This is a genomic window from Brachybacterium fresconis, from assembly GCF_017876515.1.
Taxonomy (GTDB): Bacteria; Actinomycetota; Actinomycetes; order Actinomycetales; family Dermabacteraceae; genus Brachybacterium; species Brachybacterium fresconis.
This window is the reverse complement of sequence record NZ_JAGIOC010000001.1, coordinates 3,556,921-3,577,166: the sequence shown is the minus strand read 5'-3', so window position 1 is coordinate 3,577,166 and position 20,246 is coordinate 3,556,921. Positions and strand designations below refer to the sequence as shown.

At 68.4% G+C, this 20,246-nt stretch carries 17 protein-coding genes; 8 read left to right on the top strand and 9 right to left on the bottom strand.

Annotated features, from left to right (window positions below; all coding sequences use genetic code 11):
- Positions 1-145 precede the first annotated feature (145 nt).
- Positions 146-1,576 (bottom strand): plasmid pRiA4b ORF-3 family protein, encoded by a 1,431-nt coding sequence (locus JOF44_RS15860; RefSeq protein ID WP_209893603.1) that lies wholly within the window; start codon positions 1,574-1,576, stop codon positions 146-148.
- Between the two features lie 184 nt (positions 1,577-1,760).
- Positions 1,761-3,152 (bottom strand): hypothetical protein, encoded by a 1,392-nt coding sequence (locus tag JOF44_RS15855; RefSeq protein WP_209893600.1) that lies wholly within the window; start codon positions 3,150-3,152, stop codon positions 1,761-1,763.
- Positions 3,153-3,276: 124 nt separating this feature from the next.
- On the opposite strand from JOF44_RS15855, the gene JOF44_RS15850 reads away from it, so the two are divergent.
- Complete coding sequence (locus JOF44_RS15850) at positions 3,277-4,041, top strand: SDR family NAD(P)-dependent oxidoreductase (RefSeq protein WP_209893597.1); 765 nt, start codon at positions 3,277-3,279, stop codon at positions 4,039-4,041.
- 31 nt (positions 4,042-4,072) lie between these two features.
- Here JOF44_RS15850 and JOF44_RS15845 read toward each other — a convergent pair whose 3' ends face one another.
- Together JOF44_RS15845 and JOF44_RS15840 are read right to left on the bottom strand one after the other, a co-directional pair.
- Positions 4,073-4,645 (bottom strand): GNAT family N-acetyltransferase, encoded by a 573-nt coding sequence (locus tag JOF44_RS15845; RefSeq protein WP_209893594.1) that lies wholly within the window; start codon positions 4,643-4,645, stop codon positions 4,073-4,075.
- Positions 4,646-4,715: 70 nt separating this feature from the next.
- The gene (locus JOF44_RS15840; RefSeq protein ID WP_209893591.1) at positions 4,716-5,327 is read right to left on the bottom strand and encodes a CGNR zinc finger domain-containing protein; all 612 of its coding nucleotides are present in this window, start codon (positions 5,325-5,327) and stop codon (positions 4,716-4,718) included.
- 272 nt (positions 5,328-5,599) lie between these two features.
- Here JOF44_RS15840 and JOF44_RS15835 point away from each other — a divergent pair, with 272 nt between their 5' ends.
- Together JOF44_RS15835 and JOF44_RS15830 are read left to right on the top strand one after the other, a co-directional pair.
- Positions 5,600-6,118: a hypothetical protein gene (locus JOF44_RS15835; protein ID WP_209893589.1), complete on the top strand. Its 519-nt coding sequence runs from the start codon at positions 5,600-5,602 to the stop codon at positions 6,116-6,118.
- A 539-nt stretch (positions 6,119-6,657) separates the two neighbouring features.
- Positions 6,658-8,949, top strand: a complete 2,292-nt coding sequence (locus tag JOF44_RS15830) for an outer membrane protein assembly factor BamB family protein (RefSeq protein WP_209893586.1) — start codon at positions 6,658-6,660, stop codon at positions 8,947-8,949.
- 117 nt (positions 8,950-9,066) lie between these two features.
- Here JOF44_RS15830 and JOF44_RS15825 read toward each other — a convergent pair whose 3' ends face one another.
- The 5 genes from JOF44_RS15825 to JOF44_RS15805 form a co-directional block, all read right to left on the bottom strand.
- On the bottom strand, positions 9,067-9,888 hold the full coding sequence (locus JOF44_RS15825; protein ID WP_209893583.1) for a carbohydrate ABC transporter permease: 822 nt from the start codon (positions 9,886-9,888) through the stop codon (positions 9,067-9,069).
- 5 nt (positions 9,889-9,893) lie between these two features.
- Positions 9,894-10,841, bottom strand: coding sequence for a carbohydrate ABC transporter permease (locus tag JOF44_RS15820; RefSeq protein ID WP_209893580.1), 948 nt, complete (start codon positions 10,839-10,841; stop codon positions 9,894-9,896).
- A gap of 85 nt (positions 10,842-10,926) precedes the next feature.
- Positions 10,927-12,201, bottom strand: a complete 1,275-nt coding sequence (locus tag JOF44_RS15815) for an extracellular solute-binding protein (RefSeq protein ID WP_209893577.1) — start codon at positions 12,199-12,201, stop codon at positions 10,927-10,929.
- Positions 12,202-12,250: 49 nt separating this feature from the next.
- The gene (locus JOF44_RS15810) at positions 12,251-13,150 is read right to left on the bottom strand and encodes a dihydrodipicolinate synthase family protein (protein ID WP_209893574.1); all 900 of its coding nucleotides are present in this window, start codon (positions 13,148-13,150) and stop codon (positions 12,251-12,253) included.
- 3 nt (positions 13,151-13,153) lie between these two features.
- Positions 13,154-13,858, bottom strand: coding sequence for a FadR/GntR family transcriptional regulator (locus tag JOF44_RS15805; RefSeq protein ID WP_209893571.1), 705 nt, complete (start codon positions 13,856-13,858; stop codon positions 13,154-13,156).
- Between the two features lie 290 nt (positions 13,859-14,148).
- Here JOF44_RS15805 and JOF44_RS15800 point away from each other — a divergent pair, with 290 nt between their 5' ends.
- The 5 genes from JOF44_RS15800 to JOF44_RS15780 all read left to right on the top strand — a co-directional run bounded on the left by JOF44_RS15800 (position 14,149) and on the right by JOF44_RS15780 (position 20,223).
- Positions 14,149-14,736 carry a glycerol-3-phosphate responsive antiterminator gene (locus JOF44_RS15800; protein ID WP_209893568.1) on the top strand — a complete coding sequence of 196 codons (588 nt, stop codon included), beginning with the start codon at positions 14,149-14,151 and terminating at the stop codon, positions 14,734-14,736.
- Positions 14,737-15,051: 315 nt separating this feature from the next.
- Complete coding sequence (locus tag JOF44_RS15795) at positions 15,052-16,329, top strand: MFS transporter (protein WP_209893565.1); 1,278 nt, start codon at positions 15,052-15,054, stop codon at positions 16,327-16,329.
- A gap of 54 nt (positions 16,330-16,383) precedes the next feature.
- Positions 16,384-17,160, top strand: a complete 777-nt coding sequence (locus JOF44_RS15790) for an SDR family oxidoreductase (protein WP_209893563.1) — start codon at positions 16,384-16,386, stop codon at positions 17,158-17,160.
- Between the two features lie 106 nt (positions 17,161-17,266).
- Positions 17,267-18,799: an FAD-binding oxidoreductase gene (locus JOF44_RS15785; RefSeq protein ID WP_209893560.1), complete on the top strand. Its 1,533-nt coding sequence runs from the start codon at positions 17,267-17,269 to the stop codon at positions 18,797-18,799.
- Positions 18,796-20,223, top strand: a complete 1,428-nt coding sequence (locus tag JOF44_RS15780) for an FGGY-family carbohydrate kinase (RefSeq protein WP_209893557.1) — start codon at positions 18,796-18,798, stop codon at positions 20,221-20,223. Before JOF44_RS15785 ends, JOF44_RS15780 begins: the two co-directional genes overlap by 4 nt.
- Positions 20,224-20,246 lie beyond the last annotated feature (23 nt).

The following is a 20,246-nucleotide window of genomic DNA, read 5'->3' as shown; positions in this document are numbered from 1 at the left end:
GGCGCGGACACGGCGGCATCGATCCTGCGTCATGCGGGTGCCGTGTCCGGTGGTCTCGGTCGGCCACCGTATCTCTCAGCCCCAGCAGACCCTGGGGGGAAGACCGCTCGGTCCGCCCGACGGACCCCGATCCGGTGCTTCGCCGTCAGTCCTCGCTGATCGGCGGGGCCAGGACCGTCGCCGCCAGGGTCCGAGCCACGGGCGAGAAGGACTCGAGCGCCCGGCTCGTTCCCTCCTCAGCCGGGGTGAAGCTGCGCAGCAGGGAGACGGCCGGCAGCTCCCGGATGCTCATGAAGCCCACGGGGTCGCCGCCCACCCGCCAGCCGCGCTGGGTGAGCTCCTCGGCCACCTGGTCGAAGGAGACCGACTCCCCCGGTCGCATGCCGGCGATGTGGAGCAGCAGCAGCGCGGTCGCCTCCCGGACGAACCCCTCCTTCTGCGGGATCAGCGTCTCGACCAGCAGCTCCCAGACGGCACCGGGATCGGTCTTCGCTGCGGCCGCCCGACGGGTGGGCAGCAGCTGCCCCTTGTACTTGCGCAGCAGCTTCACGCTCTGCAGCGCCTCGCGGAAGTCCAGGACGTGGATCGCGAGCGTCTCGCGGTTGTTCTTCCCGTACCAGGTGTCCTGGTCCGGCACGACGATGCTGGCAGCGATGACCATGTCCGGTTTCATGTATCCCGCCTGGGTGAGGGCGATGCCGCCGTCCCCGGCACGGTCCAGGAACCACAGCACGGGATGCAGCGCCGAGGCCAGCTCGTCCTCCTCGGGCGGCTCCGGGGCGCTGACCACGTCGATCAGGCGCAGCGAGACCTCGTACGCGGCGGGCGTCCCGTCCAGGGCTTCGACGACCTCCGCGAGCGCTGGATGCGCTCCGGGCACCAGCAGGCCGCGCTCCTCGGCCTCCAGCGCCTGCTGCACCGCGTCGAGGTCGAAATGGGCCGGATCCGCCAGCACCTCGGCCAGGCTCTCGGCGTCGGTGATGCCGCCGGAGTCCTCGGGCGGCCCAGCGCGACGACCGCCGACGACGACCGCGGCCGGAGCGTCCTCGGGTGCCGGACGGACCGCCTCGACCTTCAGCCGGACCTGCCAGTCGTCGCCGTAGTCGTAGACGTAGCGGAGCGTGTCGCCCACCTCCTGCACGGCCTCGTCGAGCCGCACCTCGGCCTCCGGCAGGCCCTCGTCCTCCCCCTCCTCGACGTCGAAGGGGCACAGGAACAGCTGGGCGCTGGGGTCGAAGGGGCTCCCGCCGAGCGCGAAGCGGTGCAGATGGGAGTCCATCCAGTCGAAGCTGATCTGGATGATGCGATGCAGCTCGGCGAGCGTGAGGTCGCTGCGCAGCTCGAGCCGCCGCCAGATGGGCGGTGTCGCGCCCTCGAGGTCCAGGCGCATCGTGAGGATCGCGGGCTGGTCGAGCGGCGCGCGGCGCAGATCGGGAGCCGGCGGTACGGCGCCGACGTCGGAGCCACCGCCAAGCAGAGTTCCGAGCAGCTCGTGGATCTGGTCGGCGGGCATGTCCGCGACGATCTCGTCGAAGCGGCGGCGGAAATCGGCCTCGGAGCCGTCGGCGGGAGTCATGGGGACACGGTAATCGGTGAGCGGACGTCAGGTCCGGCCGGCGTCAAGTCCGACGGCGCCCCGGACGGTACGGGAACATCACGGAGGGCCGCTGGGTGGCCATCCGGATGGGCGCGGAGGGCACCGACGCCTGGCCGCCGTGGGCCTGCATCCCGCAGACGGCGGCATCGCGCGCGACGGGCGCTCAGCTGTCGATCGGGGTCCCGTCGACTCCGACGAGCCACGATTCCATCCGGTGCTCGGTCCAGTCGTCCCCGTACCGGCCGCCGCCGTGGTCCACGAACTCGCCGGAGGAGGCCAGCGCGAACCCGGACGGATCGACGCCGGCCCCGACCCTCAGTCCGCGGGAGTCGGTGATGAGCATGTCCGCCGTGCGCAGGTCGACCGCGATCATCTGCTGCTCGGCGAACTCGCCGCTGTCCGTTCGGATGTACATCAGGAGCACGCGGCCACGTGCGGCGGTGTTCGAGGTCCGCATCTCCACGGGAGCGGAGAAGCTGCCGATCTCGGTGCCGCTGAGACCGTCGGTGATGGTCACGGTCTCGCCGTCCCGGCTGAGGATGTACTTGTCGTACACGGCCGAGCCGCCGTCCGGGACGATGCGGAGGGACGGGGCCTGGATCGTGGTGAACTCCTGCGCGTCGCGCTCGAAGACCCGCACCTCCTCCTCCCCGCATTCGACGGCCAGCGCGGCCTCGGAGGAGAGGTTCACCGTCGGCCCCGGGTCCATCAGTCGGGCATCGGCGCAGCTGGTCTCGGCGAGCGTCTCCCCCTCCTCCAGGTCGACCACCTCCATGGTGGTCTCGCCGGTGCGGCGGAGGGCGAGCCCGTCCTGCAGGATCACCGAATCGTCGTCGAACCGATCGGAGTACCGGGGAGAATCCGGCCACGTGGCGGCGATCCTCCCGTCGGCCAGGTCGGTGACCGTCGCCTGGTCGCCGTCGTAGGTCATCACGTAGTCCATGGCGCCCACCGACGCCACGGGAGGAGAGAAGAGGTCCGTGCCGACGCAGCCCTGCCCGGTGTCGCGCGCCCACAGCCGTTCTCCGTCTGCCAGAGAGAACCCCGCCATGACCGTGTGCCCACCGGGCGCTTCCGACCCCAGCAACTCCGATTCGGCCGCGAAGCAGGACAGAACGGCGACCGTCGTCTCCGAGACGCCGAGGATCTCGGGGGGACCGGCTTCCAGGCCCGCAATGCTCTCGACGCCGACACCGATCTGCTCCCGCTCCAAGCGGATGCCCTCGTCCTCGTCAGAGCCGTGGATCACGAGGGTGTCGTAGGCATCGAGGTACCCGCCGTCCGGCAGAACATAGGCCAGCTGCCCGTCCGATGCGCCGACGTACTGCTCGCCCGTGACGACGTTCTGCATCATGACGTCGCCGTCGCTGCGCAGAGCGATCCAGCCGTTCGGGCCCAGCTGGGACACCGCGGTCTTCTCGTGCCAGAGCACCCGCCCCTCCAGAGACGGCGCGGTCACCGCACGGAAGACCATGTAGCCCGCCACGACGATCACCATCGCCACCGCTATCACGATCATGGAGAGCTTGTAAGGGTTCGTCGGCAGGGACACCATTCGTCCATTATGCGGAGTCTTCCGCCCACCCCGTGCGCGTCGTCGCGCCGAAGGGCCCCACATGCCGTTCGCGTCGATCTCCGGTGGACTCCCCCGACACCCGGCGGTGGCTACCCTCGAGATCATGACATCGACGTCCCTGATCACCGGCGCCAGCTCCGGGATCGGCACCGAGTACGCGCGCCAGCTCGCCCGACGCGGCGACCTCCTCGTGCTCGTCGCCCGGGATGCCACCCGGCTCGAAGAGCTGATCGCCGAGCTGACGCGCGAGGGAGCGGCCGACGTCGAGGTGCTGGCCGCGGACCTGTCGTCCCCCGACGGCATCGCCGCGGTCACGGACCGGCTCACCGACCCGGACCGGCCCGTCGAGACCCTGATCAACAGCGCCGGGTTCGGGCTGCCGCTGGCCTTCGAGACCAACGACATCGAGGACGAGGTGCGTCACCTCCGGCTGCACGACGAGGTGCCGATGCGCCTCATGCACGCCGTGCTGCCGAGCATGCTGGCCCGGCGCTCGGGCACCATCCTCACCATCGCCTCGGCCTCCGCCGTGATGCCCCGCTCCACCTACGCCGCCTGCAAGGCATGGCTGGTGATGTTCTCCCGCTGGGCGAACACGCAGTACAGATCCCGCGGGGTCACCGTCACGGCCGTGTGCCCCGGCTACACGCACACGGACTTCCACGCACGGCTCGGGTTGCCGAAGGGCAAGGAGGGCATCCCGAGCTGGCTCTGGCTCGAGGCACCACGGGTGGTCACCGAGTCGTTGCGAGATGTCGAGCGGGGCAAGGCCGTCTCCGTGCCGAGCCGGCGGTACCGGGCGATCTACACGGTCGCGGGATTCGCGCCGTCGGGGCTCGTGGCGAGGCTCGCTGCGCGAGGGCGGTGACGATCCACGACGGGGCCCGCTGACCCGCCGGTCACCCCTCGCTGCGGCGGAGCCACTCCTGGCGGAGGATCGCGTACTCGTACTCGTCGACCCAGCCCAGCTCGCGGTGCCACACGCTGGACAGCGCGTGCTTCTCGCGCCGCATCCCGATCTTCTCCAGCACCCGCCAGGAGGCGATGTTGCCGGCGAGGGTGTCGGAGGTGACGCGGTGCAGATCGAGCTCCTCGAAGGCCACGAGCAGAAGCTCTTCGGCGATCTCGGTCGTAAGTCCTTGACCAGCGCAGGCGGGGTCCAGCACGTATCCGATACCCCCTTCACCGCGGGCCTGCGAGGCGCTGGCCTGGGCCCGGGGATCGAGCACGGTGATGCCGGCGTGGGCGATGACTGCGTCCTCTCGCACGGCGACGATCTCGTGGTGACGCGGGTCGCCGATGTCAGACAGCAGCTGCTCGCGGTACTGGCCGGGATCGACCGCGTCGATCAGCAGCCAGCGATCCACCTCGGGAAGCTGCCTGATCTGCACGATGCGCGCGACGTCGCCGGGCTCCATCTCGCGGAGGTGGAGACGCGAGGTCCGACGCGGCCACATCGTGTTCACAGCCATGACGCCAGTCCACCACAGGCACGCGCACCGATGGCCCGCGCCCCCATCGGGCCTCACCCAGCCGCCCCGTCTACCCCTCTGAGCTATGGCGCCGGTAGTAGCGCGCCACGCGGGTGCGGTTGCCGCAGATGGACGGGGTGCACCAGCGGCGCCTGGCGTTCCTGGCCTGGAACAGCATCACGCACGAAGGAGCTTCGCAGCGCCGGACCTGGCTGATGTCGGAGCCGGTGAGGAGGTCCAGGGTGGCGTGGGCGAATCCGGCCGCCAGACGCGGCCCGAGCGGCCCGGAACGTCGAGTGGTCGCCGCGACCACGGCGTGGCCGTCCCAGTGCAGCTGCGGGACGACCGGCGCGGCGCGGAGGGCACGGTTGAGGCCGGAGAGACTGCGGGCCGACGGGGCTGCGCCGTGGCGGACGGCGTCGATGGCCGCTGCGGCGTGCGTGCGCACCGGTCGCAGGTCGTCGACGGCGGCATCGGTGAACCCGACGGCGTCCTCCCCGCCGACGCCGAGACGTCCGACCTCCGCGATCAGCCACTCCTGCCGCGTCGGCCGGTCATCGAGCAGATCCACCCAGGAGTCCTCGAGGAACAGGCGGGTGTTGACCAGGTCCACCGCGAGCGGTTCGGAGCGCAGGAATGCGGTGAAGGTGGGATTCGACAGGACGGCGGGCAGCTGATCCATGACTCTAATGGTACGCCCGGGCATGCCCCCATGTGCCTGGTCGCGCCACCGTTCCGCCTCGGCGCGACAGAAGCGACCTTTCTGCCCGCTCCCGCCCTCCCGGAGCGCGGGGCGATCACCGACCCGACAGCGGGGTGAGCGCCCCACCTCTCCTAATGGTCTACGAACCCCTTGACCCGTTAGCACGGGATGTGGTCGGCTACCGGGAGCTCACCACGATCCGTGAGCGCACAGAGAGCAGAGTCGCTATCTACGAAGGGGAGACCACTGCGATGAAAACGCATCTCACGACCGGACTGAACCACCGCGTGACCCGACGAGCGGGCTTCGGGCTCGCCGCGACCGCCGTGGTGGCGGGTCTGGCGCCCGCTGCACGGGGCGAAGGCCGGGACGAGAGGGGCTACGGCACCGAGTCCGACTACGCATGCCAGAGCTACGTCGAGGACAACATGGACACGGGTGGGTACATCGCGGCGGTCAGCGCCACCTTCAACGACGGCTCCGTGCAGAGCGCGGTGTTCGAACCGTATGGCGACCTTCTGGAGATCCGGGTGGGGAAGAAGAACTACGGCGTCCGGGTCGAGGTGAAGGTCTATCACTCCGCCGATGCGAGCGGCGCCCCGTACGGACTGCTCGACACCGACACCTTCCTTGGCTTCGACCGCGAGCAGGTGTTCAACCTCGGCACCCCGGACGGCGCCGGCAACATCAAGGAGGGCCGCTGGGTGGCGATCCGGATGGACGCCGAGGGCTTCGGCGGCTGGTCGTCCTGGGCCTACGGGAAGGCCTGATCTGACGGGCACGGGTCCCGGTCGCCATCCCGGGGTGATACGCACCAGGGCCCCGCCCGTGAGGGCCGCCGCCTGGGAAGACCGGGTCGTCGTCGCTGCACATCGCAGCGGTGACGGCCCGGTTTCATGCGTGAGGGGATGCGTCGCCGCCTTCAGCACGGCTCGCCCGGTAGGTGTTCCCCAGGACGCGCCCGGATGCGCGAAGCACTGCACATGCGAGTACGGGGATGCGACGACGAGGGTCGGGCACCTGGAGCGAACAGTCGAGCCCCGGATAGTCCGGAGTTCCTTGGCCGGTCACCCACGATTCACTGCAACAGGCACCTTTCGGCTCGCATCCACTCTACGGTGAGACGAATAACAAGCGAGCGCGTCGGCGACGGTGACCCCCGGTCGCCTCCGGCCCGGGCACGCACCGCCACGGACAGCATCGGGAACGGGATCGACACCTCCTGAACCCGATCGACGGCTCGTGGCGTGGTTCCAGGCAACGGCCGACGACGCAGCAGTCCAGCACCGCGAGACGAAGGACAGGTTCCATGAGGCAGCGACCCGCCGACCACTCGATGATCCCGACCGGAGCCGGTCCCGAGGCGGGCCTCACCCGCCGCCGCCTGCTGGGTGCCACGCTGGCCGGCGCCGCCGCCGCGGGGGCCACCTCAGCGGCGCAGGCCGAGAACTCGCCGCCGCAGCCTTCCGCACGTTTCGCCGTGATCGCGGATTCACAGCTTGACGGCGCCGCCCCCGAGGAGACGAAAACCGTGGCGAGGGTCCTGGAGCACATCGAGTCGCGGGATCCGGACTTCGTGCTGCACTGCGGCGACATCACCGAGTTCGGCGGGGCCGACGGGGTCGAGCACTATCTCTCCGCCGTCCCGCCGGGTCTCGCCTCCCGCATCCACTACGTCCCGGGAAACCACGAGACCCAGTGGAACGCGGACGCCTGGGAGGAATACCACCGGCACTTCGGCCCCGGCCGCCACAGCTTCGACGCCGCCGGACTCCACATGATCGGACTGGATCCGCTGGTCTCCCAGCAGTGGCCCTCCTATCAGTTCAGCGAGGAGTCGCTGGAGTTCCTCCGCGCGGACCTGAAGAACGTGCCCGACGACGTGCCGATCATCATGTTCAACCATTTCCCGCTCAGCGACGACCACCAGTTCGTCAACAACGCGCAGAAGCTGCTGGAGATCATCGAGCCGTACCGCGTGCGCGCGATGTTCGCCGGGCACATCCACAAGCTGCAGGTCCGGAAGTTCAACGGGCTTACGCACGTGGTCGGCGATGCCCTCATGCAGGCTCCGGTCTACTACTGGGCCGAGCGCATCACCGACGCGGACGAGGACCGGCTCGCACTCACCGAGGTACACGTCCCTGCCTCGGGCGAGGCGACCGAAAGCCTGGTCACCGAGGCGCCGCTGGGCGAGTCCGGGCCCGGGGACGATTTCGGCCCACTGGACGTGGACCTCTCCGGTGACCGGGAGGAGGTCACGGTGCGGGCCCGCAGCGAAGGGCGAGGCAGCGCGCAGTGGCCCTCGCAGCTGGCGGCGCGGATCTATCCGCAGGGCGTGGCGCCGCTGCCGTGGACTCCCTTGGAACGACGCGGCCAGGGGCCGCGCTGGGACGGCCACCTCGACGTCGCGGCACTTCCCCCGGGGGAGCATCGCGTCCAGCTGCGGGCGAGCGATGGCGGCGAGGACCCGGTGTGGAATGCGGTCGCCCCGGTGACCGTCCCGTCTTCGTCGTCGGCCCAGGTGGCCTGGAGCCACCCGCTGTCGATGTCCACCGTGATGGCAGGTCTGGCCCGGCGCGGGACCCTGGTGATCGCAGCCGCCACCGACGGCACAGTCGAAGCACTGACCGTCGGCACCGGCGGCGCGCAGTCCGCATGGCAGCGTGAGCTGGGCGGGGTCTACAAGGCCCCGGTCATGGCCCCGGACGAGAAGACCGTCCTGATCGGCAGCGCCGACCACCAGCTTTATGCCCTCGAGGCGGAGACCGGCCGCACGGTGTGGAGCTACGACCTGGGCGCCCCGGTCCAGTGCGAGATCGCCGTCCTGGACCTTCCCGACGGCCCACGGATCGGCGTCGCCGCGGGCACCACCTTCTTCCTGCTGAGCCTGGACGGATCCCCGGTCTGGCAGGCAGACATCGGCGGCACCTTCACCGGACAGGCCTGCACCGACGGAAAGCTGGTCTTCACCGGCAGCAGCGACGGCCAGGTCCACGCGCTCGAGGCGGGCACCGGCGAGCAGGCGTGGACGACCATGGTCGCCGGCCGCACCGACACCCCGTACCACCGCACGATCTACGGCCCGTGGGCGGCCCCGCTGCAGATGCTGCCGACCGGAGATCTCTTCGTCCCCGCCCACACGGGCGCGACCACGCTGTCCGCGGACAGCGGTGAGGTGCGCTGGAGCGTCGACGGCCTGCACCGGGTGCAGTTCACGCGACCCGTGATCAGCGAGTTCGGGGTCCTGGTGATCGACGGCAAGAACGGCGCCGTGCTCCTGCTCGAGGAGGCCACCGGCGAGACCCTGTGGCAGGACGGCCCCGAGACCTTGCCCTTCGTCCCCGGATCCAGCGCCAGCTGGGGCTCCTCCCCCGTGCCCACCGCCGACCCGGCCATCTACTGGATGGTCTCGACTGCGGGGCTGCTAGTGCGAATCGACCTCGCCCAGCCCGAGATCACGACCGTCCTGAAGGTCTCGAATACGTACACTATGTCCACGCCGGCGCCGCTGGCCGATGAGGGGTTGGACCTGCTGGTCACGATCGACAACACCGGGTTGGTGCGGGGGATCACGGGGCTCGGTGAGGTGGCTGGATGAGGGGTTGCGGCGGGGCTGGTCAGGCGAGGCAGCATGAGTCTCCGTGAGATGCCGTTCTCCAGATATCACCGCTGCGTCATGCGCGATCGGAGGCTGGGAGATGGCTGGCGCCGTCGCTCAATCCTTCAATCCGCCCTCCGTGAGGCCTGCGACGACGTGCTTCTGAAGGACGATGAACACCACGATGATCGGGATCGCGATGACGGTGGAGACCGCCATCAGATTCGTCCATTGGGTACCGAAGCTGGCGATGAATCTGTTCAGCACCACGGTGATCGGTTGCTTGTCGTCGCTGGTGGCAAGAGTGAGCCCGAAGACGAACTCTCCCCAGGTCATCACGAAGGTGAGTGTCGCGACCATGACGAGGCCGGGCCGCACCAGGGGCAGGCCCACCCTGCGGAAGGCACCGAAGGCGGTGCAGCCGTCGAGTCGGGCGGCTTCGAGCAGATCCCCGGGGATCGCGCCCATGTAGGGACGCAGCAGCACGACGGCGAAAGGCAGGGTGACCGAGACGTTGGCGATGATCAGCCCGGCATATGTGTCGACGAGTCCGTACTGGCTGAAGATGGCGAACATCGGCAGCGCCAGGCTGATGGTCGGGAGCATCTGGGCCGCGAGCAGGAGGAACAGCACTCCTCCGGTGACGCGGTAGCGGTACTTCGCGAGCCCGTATGCGGCCGGTGCCCCGATCACCAGAGTCAGCACCAAGGTGGGAATGGTGATGATCGTGCTCGACCGGAGTCCGCGCCAGATCGCAGGGTCAGAGAAGACGGTGTCGAGATAGGCCTGCACCGTGGCCGGGGTCGGGATGATGTCCGGCGGGACGTTGAAGACGTCGGCCGGCTCCTTCAGAGAGGTCGCGACCATCCAGTAGACCGGGATGAGATAGACCAGCACCAGGGCGGTGGCCGCCACGGTGAGCGCAAACGGCTTCTTCATGCCGTTCATCCCTCCTTCCTGGTCGACCGGAAGTAGATGATGGCCAGCACCATCGGGATGACCAGCAGCAGCGTGTTCACCGTCGCTCCCGATCCGAGGTCGAAGTTCACGAAGGCCTCGTTGTACGCGAGGATCGGGAGCACCGTCGTCGCATCGCCGGGACCGCCCCTGGTCATGATGAAGATCGTGTCGAAGGTCTTGAAGGTGTAGATGAATCCCAAGAGCGCCACCACGGACAGCACCGGGCGCAGCAGGGGAACGGTGATTCGCCAGAAGGTGCTCCACCGCCCTGCCCCATCGAGTTCGGCCGCCTCGTAGGTGGCCCGGGGAATGTTCTGGAGGCCGGCGATGATCAGCAACATCGCGAAGGGCACCATCGTCCACGCGGTCGCGAGGATGACTGCCGGCAGCGCGAACGTGGGGCTCCCCAGCCAGAAGACGGGCTCGGGGATGATCCGCACCGTCGTGAGGAGGTAGTTGACCAAGCCGCTGGTGCCGTCGAGCATCCAGCGCCAGACGTTGGCGGCGACCACCGAGGGCAGGATGTAGGGCAGGAACAGGAGCGACCGCAGCAGCTTGTTCCCCGGAAAGGTCTTGGTGAAGAGAATCGCGAAGGCCGTGCCCACCGTGAGCATGAGGGCGATCGTCGCGAGGGTGTACACCAGAGAGGTGCCGAGGCTGACCCAGGTCTTCGGGTCTCCGAGCGCCTCCTGGTACTGCGACAGGCCGACCCACTCGACGGTCCCGCGCAGAAACTTCTGGATGGGGGCGTCGTAGAAGCCGAGATTCACGTTGTACAGCAGGGGGTACACCGTCGTCGCGACGACGAAGAGGGCTGCCGGGAGGATGAACAGGTACGTGCCAAGGCTCCGGGAGCGCTTCCGCTTCCGTCCGGCACGCGGTGGCTTGCCCGGTGACGTCTTCGTCGCGGCCGCAACGCGCGTCGTCGTCATCGTCGGGTCCTTTCTGAGCGGCGGGGGACAGCGCGCGACGGCGGGCGCTCCCCTCGGTACCGCGTGACGGCCGAAGGGTGCGCCCTCACGCCTGCAGCGCCTCGTCGGTGGTCGACTGCAGCGTCGACAGGGCGTCGTCGACACTCGCCGAGCCGCTGAGCACGGACTGCAGGGCCGCCTGGACGGCCGTGAAGATCTCGGCCGAGGACGGCGAGACGCTCTCGTCGGGTGCCCACGCGATCTCGAGCTGGTCCACGAAGACCTTCTTGACCGGGTCCTGCCACTGTTCGTCCTCGGCGACATCCGTACGCACGGGGAGCTTGTTGCGATCGGGGAGGTACTCGTTCATCACGTCGGGCTGCTGCATCCAGGTGATCAGCTCCCATGCGGAGTCGGGGTCGCTCACGGTGCTCGTGATCGTCAGGTTCTCGGCCGAGAGCCAGGACACGGAGGTCTCGTCGGCGGGCATCGGCACGATGTCCACCTCGAGGTCAGGTGCTTCCTCGGCGAGCGAGGTCAGGTACGAGGCGGAGTTGATCATCATCGCGGACGCTGCGGTCCGGAACTGCGTGTAGACGTCGTCCTCGTTCCAGGTCAGGACACCTTCGGAGAAGCCCCCGTCCTCGAGCATTCGTTGAAAGGAGCCCATGGCCCGGGTGCCGGCATCGCCGGTGAAGTCGGTGACGTCCCCGCCGGCGGCGAGGAACCGCAGGAGCCACGCCGTGGCGCCTTCCACACCATCGATCCCGCAGTACGCGAGGCCGAAGCGACCGTCGGCCGCCGTGTCGACCGCGACCTGCTCGGTCTCGTCCCATGTCGTGGGGGCCTCGACGCCGGCCTCGCCGAGCACACCGGTGTTGGTCCACAAGGAATAGGTGTCGGCCACGTGCGGGATGGCGTAGGTGGACCCGCCGACCTGCGTGGTGTCCCACGGGCCGGTGAAGTACGCGTTCTGTTCACCCCATTCGGTGACGCGGTCGCTGAGGTCGGTGAGCACGTCCGAGCCGGCGAAGAGCGCAGTGTCGAAGGCATTGATCAGCGCGATGTCCGGCAGCCCGCCCCCGGTCGCGGCTTGGAGCAGAGTCCGATTGAAGTCGCCGAAGGGGATGAAGCGGATATCGACGTCGTTGCCGGTCTCCTCGGTGTAGCGCTTCACGAGTGCTTCGATCGGGGCGGTCGCGGCTCCTCCGTAGTAGTGCCAGAAGGTGAGGGCGCCGGAACCGCCGCCGCCGTCGCTTCCTCCGGATCCGCCCGTGGCCGGGGTACCCCCGGGGGTGCAGGCCGCGAGGGCTGCGGCGGTGAGACCGGCACCGCCGACGAGTGCGCTGCGCCGGGTGAGATTCTGGTGGTGGTTCATCATGACGACTCCTTCATGGCCAAACTGATGAGGTAGCGGAGAGAGGGCGATGTCACGCGGTCAGGTCGAGAGCGGCGATGTCGTCGAGGAGGCGGCGCCGGCCGGCGTCGTCGAGATCGAGCAGCGGGCGGCGACTCGGACCCATGTCGAGTCCCTGCGCGTCGAGGACGGCCCGCAGGGAGGGCATGACTCCATAGCCGGCGAGAACCCGCACGAGGTCCTCCACCTGGCGCTGCCGCGTCATGGCCGCCTCATGATTGCCGTCTCGGTACTGCCGCAGGAGATCCAGGTACAGAGTCGGGAACGCGTTGAAGGTGCTGCCGATCGCCCCGCAGGCACCGACGGACAATCCGGCGTAGAGCACCTCGTCGTGGCCGTTCCACACGCGGAAGTCTCCGTCCCGAAGCCGGGTGAACGCCGACATCTCGAACACGTCCCCAGAGGTGTTCTTGAGTCCGTGGAGGTTGGGCTCGCAGGCAAGCTCTGCCAGGAGGTCGATGGAGAGCCTGACTCCGGACCGGGCGGGGAAGTTGTAGGCGATGAAGGGTGCAGGAGCATTGCGGATCAGATCGAGGAAGTAATCACGGACCTCGGCCTCGGTCAGCGGGATCGACGGCAGGATCGAGGAGACGGCGTCGGCACCCACCCCCACGCAGCGGTCGGCCAACCGCAGAGTCAGCTCGGTGGAGTTGGTGCCCACGTGGGCGATCACCGGCACCTCACCATCCACGGCCTCGGCCACGACCCGGGTGCACAGCACGCGAGCGTCCTCGTCCAATGCGACGCCGTCACCGGTGGATCCGCACACGTAGAGCCCGTCGATACCGGCGTCGACCAGGCGTGCCGTGTGCCTCCGGAGGACGTCGACGGCGATCGACCCGTCAGCGCGGTAGGGAGTCAGGAGGGCTGCGACGATCCCGTCGGCCCTGCTCAGGGTCTCGGATGAGGTCATGGCTCAGTTCTCCTCGGGGACGACGGAGTCGCGGTGCGCCAGCGCATCGCTGCGCTGCTGGATGTCGATGAAGTGGTCGTCCAGGGCGACGACCGGGTCGTGACGTTGCGGGTCGCGGAGCGCGGCGACGATCGCCGCGTGCCGGTCGGCCAGGTCGTCGTAGCGCAGGGGCGGGAGCCGGTCGCGCATCTTGTCCATCAACTGCCAGAACGCCTCGAGCGTCCCGTCGATCACGCGGTTGTGCAGGTCGACGTACAGGCAGCGATGGAACTCGCGGTCCTGCGCAGGGAACGCGAGCCCTTTCGCCTCGAGCTCGTGCATCTCCTGGACGATCTCGTCGAGTCGGGCCAGGCGCTGTTCGCCGATGCGCTCTGCCACCTCGCGGATCAGCCCGCGCTCCAGCGCAGCGCGGGCGACGAGCAGTTCGTCGAGATCGGCACCGGATTCGATCAGCTGGTACGGAAGGCGGGAGATGACCGGTTCCACGGAGAACGAGCGCAGGAAGAGGCCCCGCCCCTGCTGAGCGTCCAGCACCCCTTGGGACTGCAGCGCCCGTGTTGCTTCACGCAGGGTCGCTCGGCTCACGCCCAGCCGCTCAGCGAGCTCGCCTTCGGAGGGCAGAGCGTCGTGGGACTTCAGGCCGAGCGTCTGGATCAGCTCCAGGAGCTCGGCTTGAAGGGTCTCGAAGCGAGGTGTGACGTGGGTCATGGAGTGAAGTTATCAGATATCTGACATGTTGCGGAAGGTGTCCTTGAGCGGCGCGATGGTATGCAATATGTGATCGGGGCAACCGGGTGCGCCTCGGCCCCGGCCCACCCGTCACGACGGACCCGACATCGATCCGACCCGACAGCACGGCTCTCGTCCCCGGTCCGGTAGCGTGCGCCGGGGCGCCACGCGCCTCGGCATGTGATCCGCTACCGATGGCGACGTCACGCACCGTCCGCACCGGTCATCGGCCGCGCAGGCCCCGGAGATCCCACCCAGGAGGAGTGCTCGTGGAGCGAATCGACTCATCACGCGCGACGGCAGTTCTCGAGTCGTTGCAGTCCGATCCCGTCATCGCCAGTGTCAAGGACCAGGCGGGGCTGACCGCTGCGCTCGAGTCCGAGCACGAGGTGCTCTTCCTGCTCTACGGGAGTCTGGTCGACATCGTGCACACCGTCGCCCGGGGCAAGTCTGCCGGGAAGATCGTGCTGGTGAACGTGGACTTCGTCGACGGCTTGTCCTCCCAGGACGCCGCCGTCGAGTGGCTGGCGACCCACACGGACGCGGACGGGGTCCTCTCCTCCAAACCGAGCGTCGTGCGTGCAGCTCGCCGCGCACATCTCGCCGCCGTCCAACGGTATTTCCTGGTCGACTCGATCTCGTACCACCAGCTGGGACGCGTGCTGAAACAGGGCGAGCCGCACATGGTGGAGATTCTGCCGGGCTGTGTCCCTCGGGTGATCGAGTGGTTGCAGGATGACATCTCGACGCCGATCATCGCCGGCGGACTGGTCTGCGAACGGGGCGACGTCGATGCGGCCCTCGGCGCCGGGGCACTGGCGATCGCCACGTCCGACCAGCTCGTCTGGGACATGTGACCACTGCGAGCGAAGCAGGACGATCGCCGTGCTCGCCCCGTGCTCGAACGGCCCGCGGCCGCCCGGGCGATGACGGAATGGACACCGCGAGCGAGGCGCTGGTACCGTCCGACAAAACTTCATAACTCCGGGTTCTTCCCGGACGTCACGACAGAGACCAAGAGATCAGTGGCGTCGCTCCCGTCAGGGGGCGACTGCTTGCTGGTCTCTTTTTTCATGCCCGATTCCCCATGCACGACACGCGCCGCAGCTGCCCGGACCGGCTGCGACGACTCCCCCGCCAACCCCCGACTTCCTCCACGAAGGAGTGGCCCCATGACTCGACTGCGGAGGTCAGCAAGCTTTCTCATCCTGGCGATGACCGGCGGTGTCATCTTCCAGGTCGCCTACTTACGGTTCTTGTTCCTCAGCGACGGCGCGGAGGCACTCGGGCTGACGGTGCAGGAGTATGGCACCGTCACCTCCGTCTTCGGGGCGGTGGCCGTCGTCATGTACTTCCTCGGCGGCTGGTTCGCCGACAAGTTCTCCCCGAAGCTGCTCATCATCATCGCGATGGCGGGTACCGGTGCGCTCGATCTGTATGTCGCCACCGCGCCCGGATACTGGATGGTGCTCATCGTCCATGCACTCTTCGCGGTGCTCGGAATGGGTCTGTACTGGTCGGCGCTGGTGAAGTCGATCAGCCTGCTCGGGAGCGAGGGAGAACAGGGACGCCTCTTCGGCTTCCTGGAGGGGATCCGTGGACTGACGACGACGGTCATCGGTCTCGTCGGCTCCGCGATCGTCGCGCAGGCCGTCGTGGCCAGCGCCGGCGTGACCACGCTGATCCGCATCTACGGGGTGCTCGCGCTCGTGCTCGCCGTTCTCGTGCACCTCGTCGTCCACCAGGGCGAGGACGAGCTGGGCAAGGCCGAGCGCCAGTCCGTCGGCCTCCGGGAGCTGCTGAAGGCCGCGACCAACAAATACACCTGGCTCATCGGCGGCACCGTCATGATGATGTACTCCTTCTACACGCTGATGGGGTACCTCTCGCCGCTGCTGCAGGACGGCTTCGGGGTCGCGGCCGGCATGATCGGCGTCATCGGCGTCATCCGCACCTACGTCTTCCAGTTCGTCGCTGGCCCCGTGGGCGGAGTGCTGGTGGACAAGATGTTCCGATCCACGCCCCGGTTCCTCCGCCTGACCTTCGCGATCGTCGGGCTGACGGCCGTCGGTTATCTTCTCCTGCCCCCACGAGCCGGTCTGCTGTGGATCGCCGTAGCACTGATGGTCATCATGAGCCTGGCCGTCTTCGCCGCCCGCGGCGTGTACTGGGCGTCGGTCGGCGAACTCGGCATCCCCGCCGCTCAACGCGGGGGCGTGATCGGGCTCGCGTCCGGCCTCGCATACCTGCCCGACGCCTTCCTGCCCGCCGTGGCCTCGTGGTGGATCGGCGATCCGAGCAACGGGATCCCCTCCCAAGGCGGTGGTTTCTCCTCGATGTTCCTCGTCCTCATCGGCGCCGCCGTGATCGGCATGGTCCTGTGCACCGTGACGATGCGCATCCACTCACGCGAAACGCGCGCCCCCGAGTCCGTCCCCACGCCCGCATGACACCGCCTCGCCGCATCCCACCACCTCTGCACCCCTCACCGAAGGACCGTGACCATGGACATCACTGAATTCTCGCTCGACTTCTTCTCGCTCCGCGGAAAGGTCGCGGTCGTCACCGGAGGCAACTCCGGTCTCGGCCAGGCTTTCGCCCTCGCCCTCGCCAAGGCCGGGGCCGACATCCTCGTCCCGAGCATCGTCGACGACGACGGCACCACGCGCTCGCTCATCGAGGCGACCGGACGCCGCTATGAGTTCCTCGAGATCGACATCACCGACCCCGAGGCCCCTGACCGCGTCATCGCAGAGGCTCTCGGTTCCCTGGGCGGACTCGACGTGATCGTCAACTCCGCCGGCATGTCGAAGCTCGGCTCCGTCGAGGAATTCTCCCGCGAGAAGTGGGACCCGATGGTGGAGCTGAACCTCACGGCGCCCTTCGCGCTGTCGCGGGCAGCCGTCGACCACTTCATCGATCAGGGCTCCGGAAAGATCATCAACATCGCGTCGCTCTTCGCATTCCTCGGCGGCCAGTCCTCCCCCGCGTACGCCGCGACGAAGCACGGCATCGTCGGATTCACGAAGGCGTACTGTGATGAGCTGGCCCAGCACGGCGTCCAGGTCAATGCGATCGCCCCCGGGTACTTCGCGACGGCGTTGACGGCGACGACCCGCGCGGATCCCGACGCCAGTGGTCGCATCCTCGAGCACATCCCGGCGGGCCGGTGGGGAGATGTCGCCGACCTCATGGGGGCTGCTGTGTTCCTCGCGTCCCGTGCCTCCGACTACGTCAACGGACACGTTCTGACCGTCGACGGGGGCTACCTCGTCCGCTGACCGTTCCCGCGCCGCGCACCGCGTCCGCGTGCCCCACGGCGACCGACCTCCTGGCCACCACCATCCACCCGACGACACGGACCACCCCGAGAGGACCCTCCGCATCATGATCGATTCACGTTCCCCCCTGGACCGCCACCAGATCCTCGACCGGCTGCACGAGCTCCTGAACCCCTCCCAGATCGAGACCGATGAGACCTCGCTGCAGGAAGCCAGCGTCGATCGGTTCAAGAAGTACCAGTCGGCGCACGGGATCTTCACCGCCCCGCTCCCGGTCGCGATCGTCTACGCCACGTCCACGGCAGATGTCGCCTCGGTGCTCGAGTTCGCCGACGAGAACCTCGTCAACATCGTGCCGCGCAGCGGCCGCACCGGCACCGAGGGCGGCCTCGAGACCAGCGTCGCCGACACGATCGTGCTGGACGTCTCCCGCATGAACCGGGTGCTGTCGATCGATCCTGAGAACATGCAGGTCACCGTCGAGGCCGGCGTGACACTGCAATCTCTGGAAGATGTGCTGCGCGCACAGGGACTGACCACGGGCCACTCCCCCCAGTCCAAGCCGTTGGCCCAGTACGGCGGCCTCGTGTCCACGCGCAGCATCGGCCAGTTCTCCACGCTGTACGGCGCGATCGAGGACATGGTCGTCGGCCTGGAGACCGTCTTCCCGGGCGGCCGGACCGCGCGCATCAAGGCCGTCCCCCGGCGTGCGGCCGGGCCCGATATCCGTCATGTCGTGATCGGCAACGAAGGCGCCCTGTCCGTGATCACCGAGGTCACCCTCAAGGTGTTCCGCCACTACCCGCACAACAACGAATTCCGGGGGGCGCTGGTGGACGACATGCGCACCGGCATCGCCATTCTCCGCGAGGTCATCACCAACGGTTTCCACCCCTCGGTCGCTCGCCTGTACTCGCCGGAGGACGCCGACCAGCACTTCTCCCACTTCAGCCAGGGCAAGTGCGTCGTCGTGTTCGTGGCGGAAGGACCGAGGGGCCTGGTCCGTGCGACCAGCGAGGAGATCATGCGGGTCCTCGATCTGCACGAGCACGACGAGGTCGATCCCGCACTGATCGAGGACTGGTTCGACCACCTGAACTGGGGCCAGGACAAGATCGACGCGGAGAAGGTCGCCATGCTCGATTCCCAGCACCTGGGCTATACGACGGAGGTCTCCGCCAATTGGTCCCAGGTGGCCGATCTGTACGATGCCGTCATCCGTCGAGTGCGCGAAGAGTACCCGCATGCCGAGGACCTGACCATGCTCGGTGGCCACTCCTCGCACAGCTACCAGACCGGGACGAACATGTACTTCGTGTACGACTACCGGATCGACGCCTCGCCCGAGGAGGAGATCGAGAAGTACCACCTCCCGCTCAACGCGATCATCGTCGAGGAGGCGCTGCGGCACGAGGGATCCATGGTGCATCATCACGGGATCGGCAAGTACCGCACCCCCTGGACCGAGCAGGAGCACGGCACCGCCTACCCGGTGCTCGCGGCCCTCAAGGAGACCTTCGATCCGAACGGCATCATGAACAAGGGAACGATCATCCCGGCGCAGGGCGCGATCCAGCCGGAAGCTGCGCAGCCGCAGTCCCGAGAGAGCGGGCGCGACCTCGAGAGCACCGATTCATGACGAGATACGTGGTCGGGATCGACAACGGGTCGCAATCCTCCAAGGTCACCATCTACGACGATCACGGCCGCGTCTGCGCCGTGGGTAGGGTGCCGCTCCCTTCGAACGACTCCCCTCGGCCGGGCGTGGTGGAATACCCCGACGACGTCCTGTGGGAGTCGATCGCCGAGGCCTGTCGTCGCGCCCTGTCGGATTTCTCGGGAGATCCTCGAGGGATCGTCGGGATCGGCCTGTGCACGATCCGGTTCTGCCGCGCGATCCTGCGCTCCGATGGCTCTCTGGCACAGCCCGTGCAGAGCTGGATGGACGAGCGCGTCGGCCGTCCCTATCGCGCGGAGGTTCCCGACGCCGCCTACGTCACGACCTCCTCGGGGTACATCACTCACCGCATGACCGGGAACTTCACGGACACGGTGGCGAACTATCAGGGCGTGTGGCCCCTCGATGCCGCGCACTGGGCATGGTCCAGCGACGAGCAGGACTACCGGCGCACGGGCATGCCCCGCCGCATGCTGTTCGACCTGGTCATGCCGGGCGAACAGCTCGGGACCCTGACGCCGGCCGCCGCAGGGTCGACGGGGCTGCCCGCCGGGGTGCCTGTGATCGCCACCGCGAACGACAAGGCGGTCGAAGCGCTGGGGGCGGGCCTGCAGGATCCGCAGTCCCTCCTGCTGTCCCTCGGCACCTACATCGCCGGGATGTCCGTGGGCGATGCCGGGAGGACCGGGGCCACGTCCTTCTGGACGAACTTCGGTGCCGAACCCGGCAAGCATCTCTACGAGAGCGGCGGGATCCGTCGGGGGATGTGGACGGTGAGCTGGTTCCGGGACCTGCTCGGCGAAGGAACCGTACGCGAAGCCGAGTCGCGCGGTGAGAGCGTCGAGGAGCTGTTGGGGCGGGAAGCGCACGGCGTTCCGGCGGGATCCGACGGGTTGCTGACCGTGCCGGACTGGCTCGCCCCCGCCGAGGTGCCGTCGCGCAAGGGCAGCATCCTGGGATTCGACGGACGCCAGGGCAGAGCGCACATGTTCCGCTCGATCCTCGAAGGCATCGCCATGACGATGAAGGAGCGGACGGACGCGATGGCGGCTGAGCTGGGGACGACATTCGAGCATCTGGTCGTCACCGGTGGCGGGGCATCCTCGGACCTTCTGACTCAGATCCTCGCCGACGTCTTCGACCTCGAATGCCTCCGGCTGGAGGGGGGAAGCTCCGCCGGGCGCGGCGCGGCGATCTGCGCCGCCGTCGCCACCGGCCTCGTCCCCACCGTCTCCGACGGGGTGGAGCGATTCGCCGTCGTGACGGACCGCACCGAGCCGATCCCCGAGAACACCGAGATCTACCGGGACCTCGAGACGGTGTACCGGGATGTGCGCGCTGCGACCGATGGGATCTACCGACGTACTCGGGAGACTCTCGGGTGACGAACTCAGGGAGCGGGGCGGGC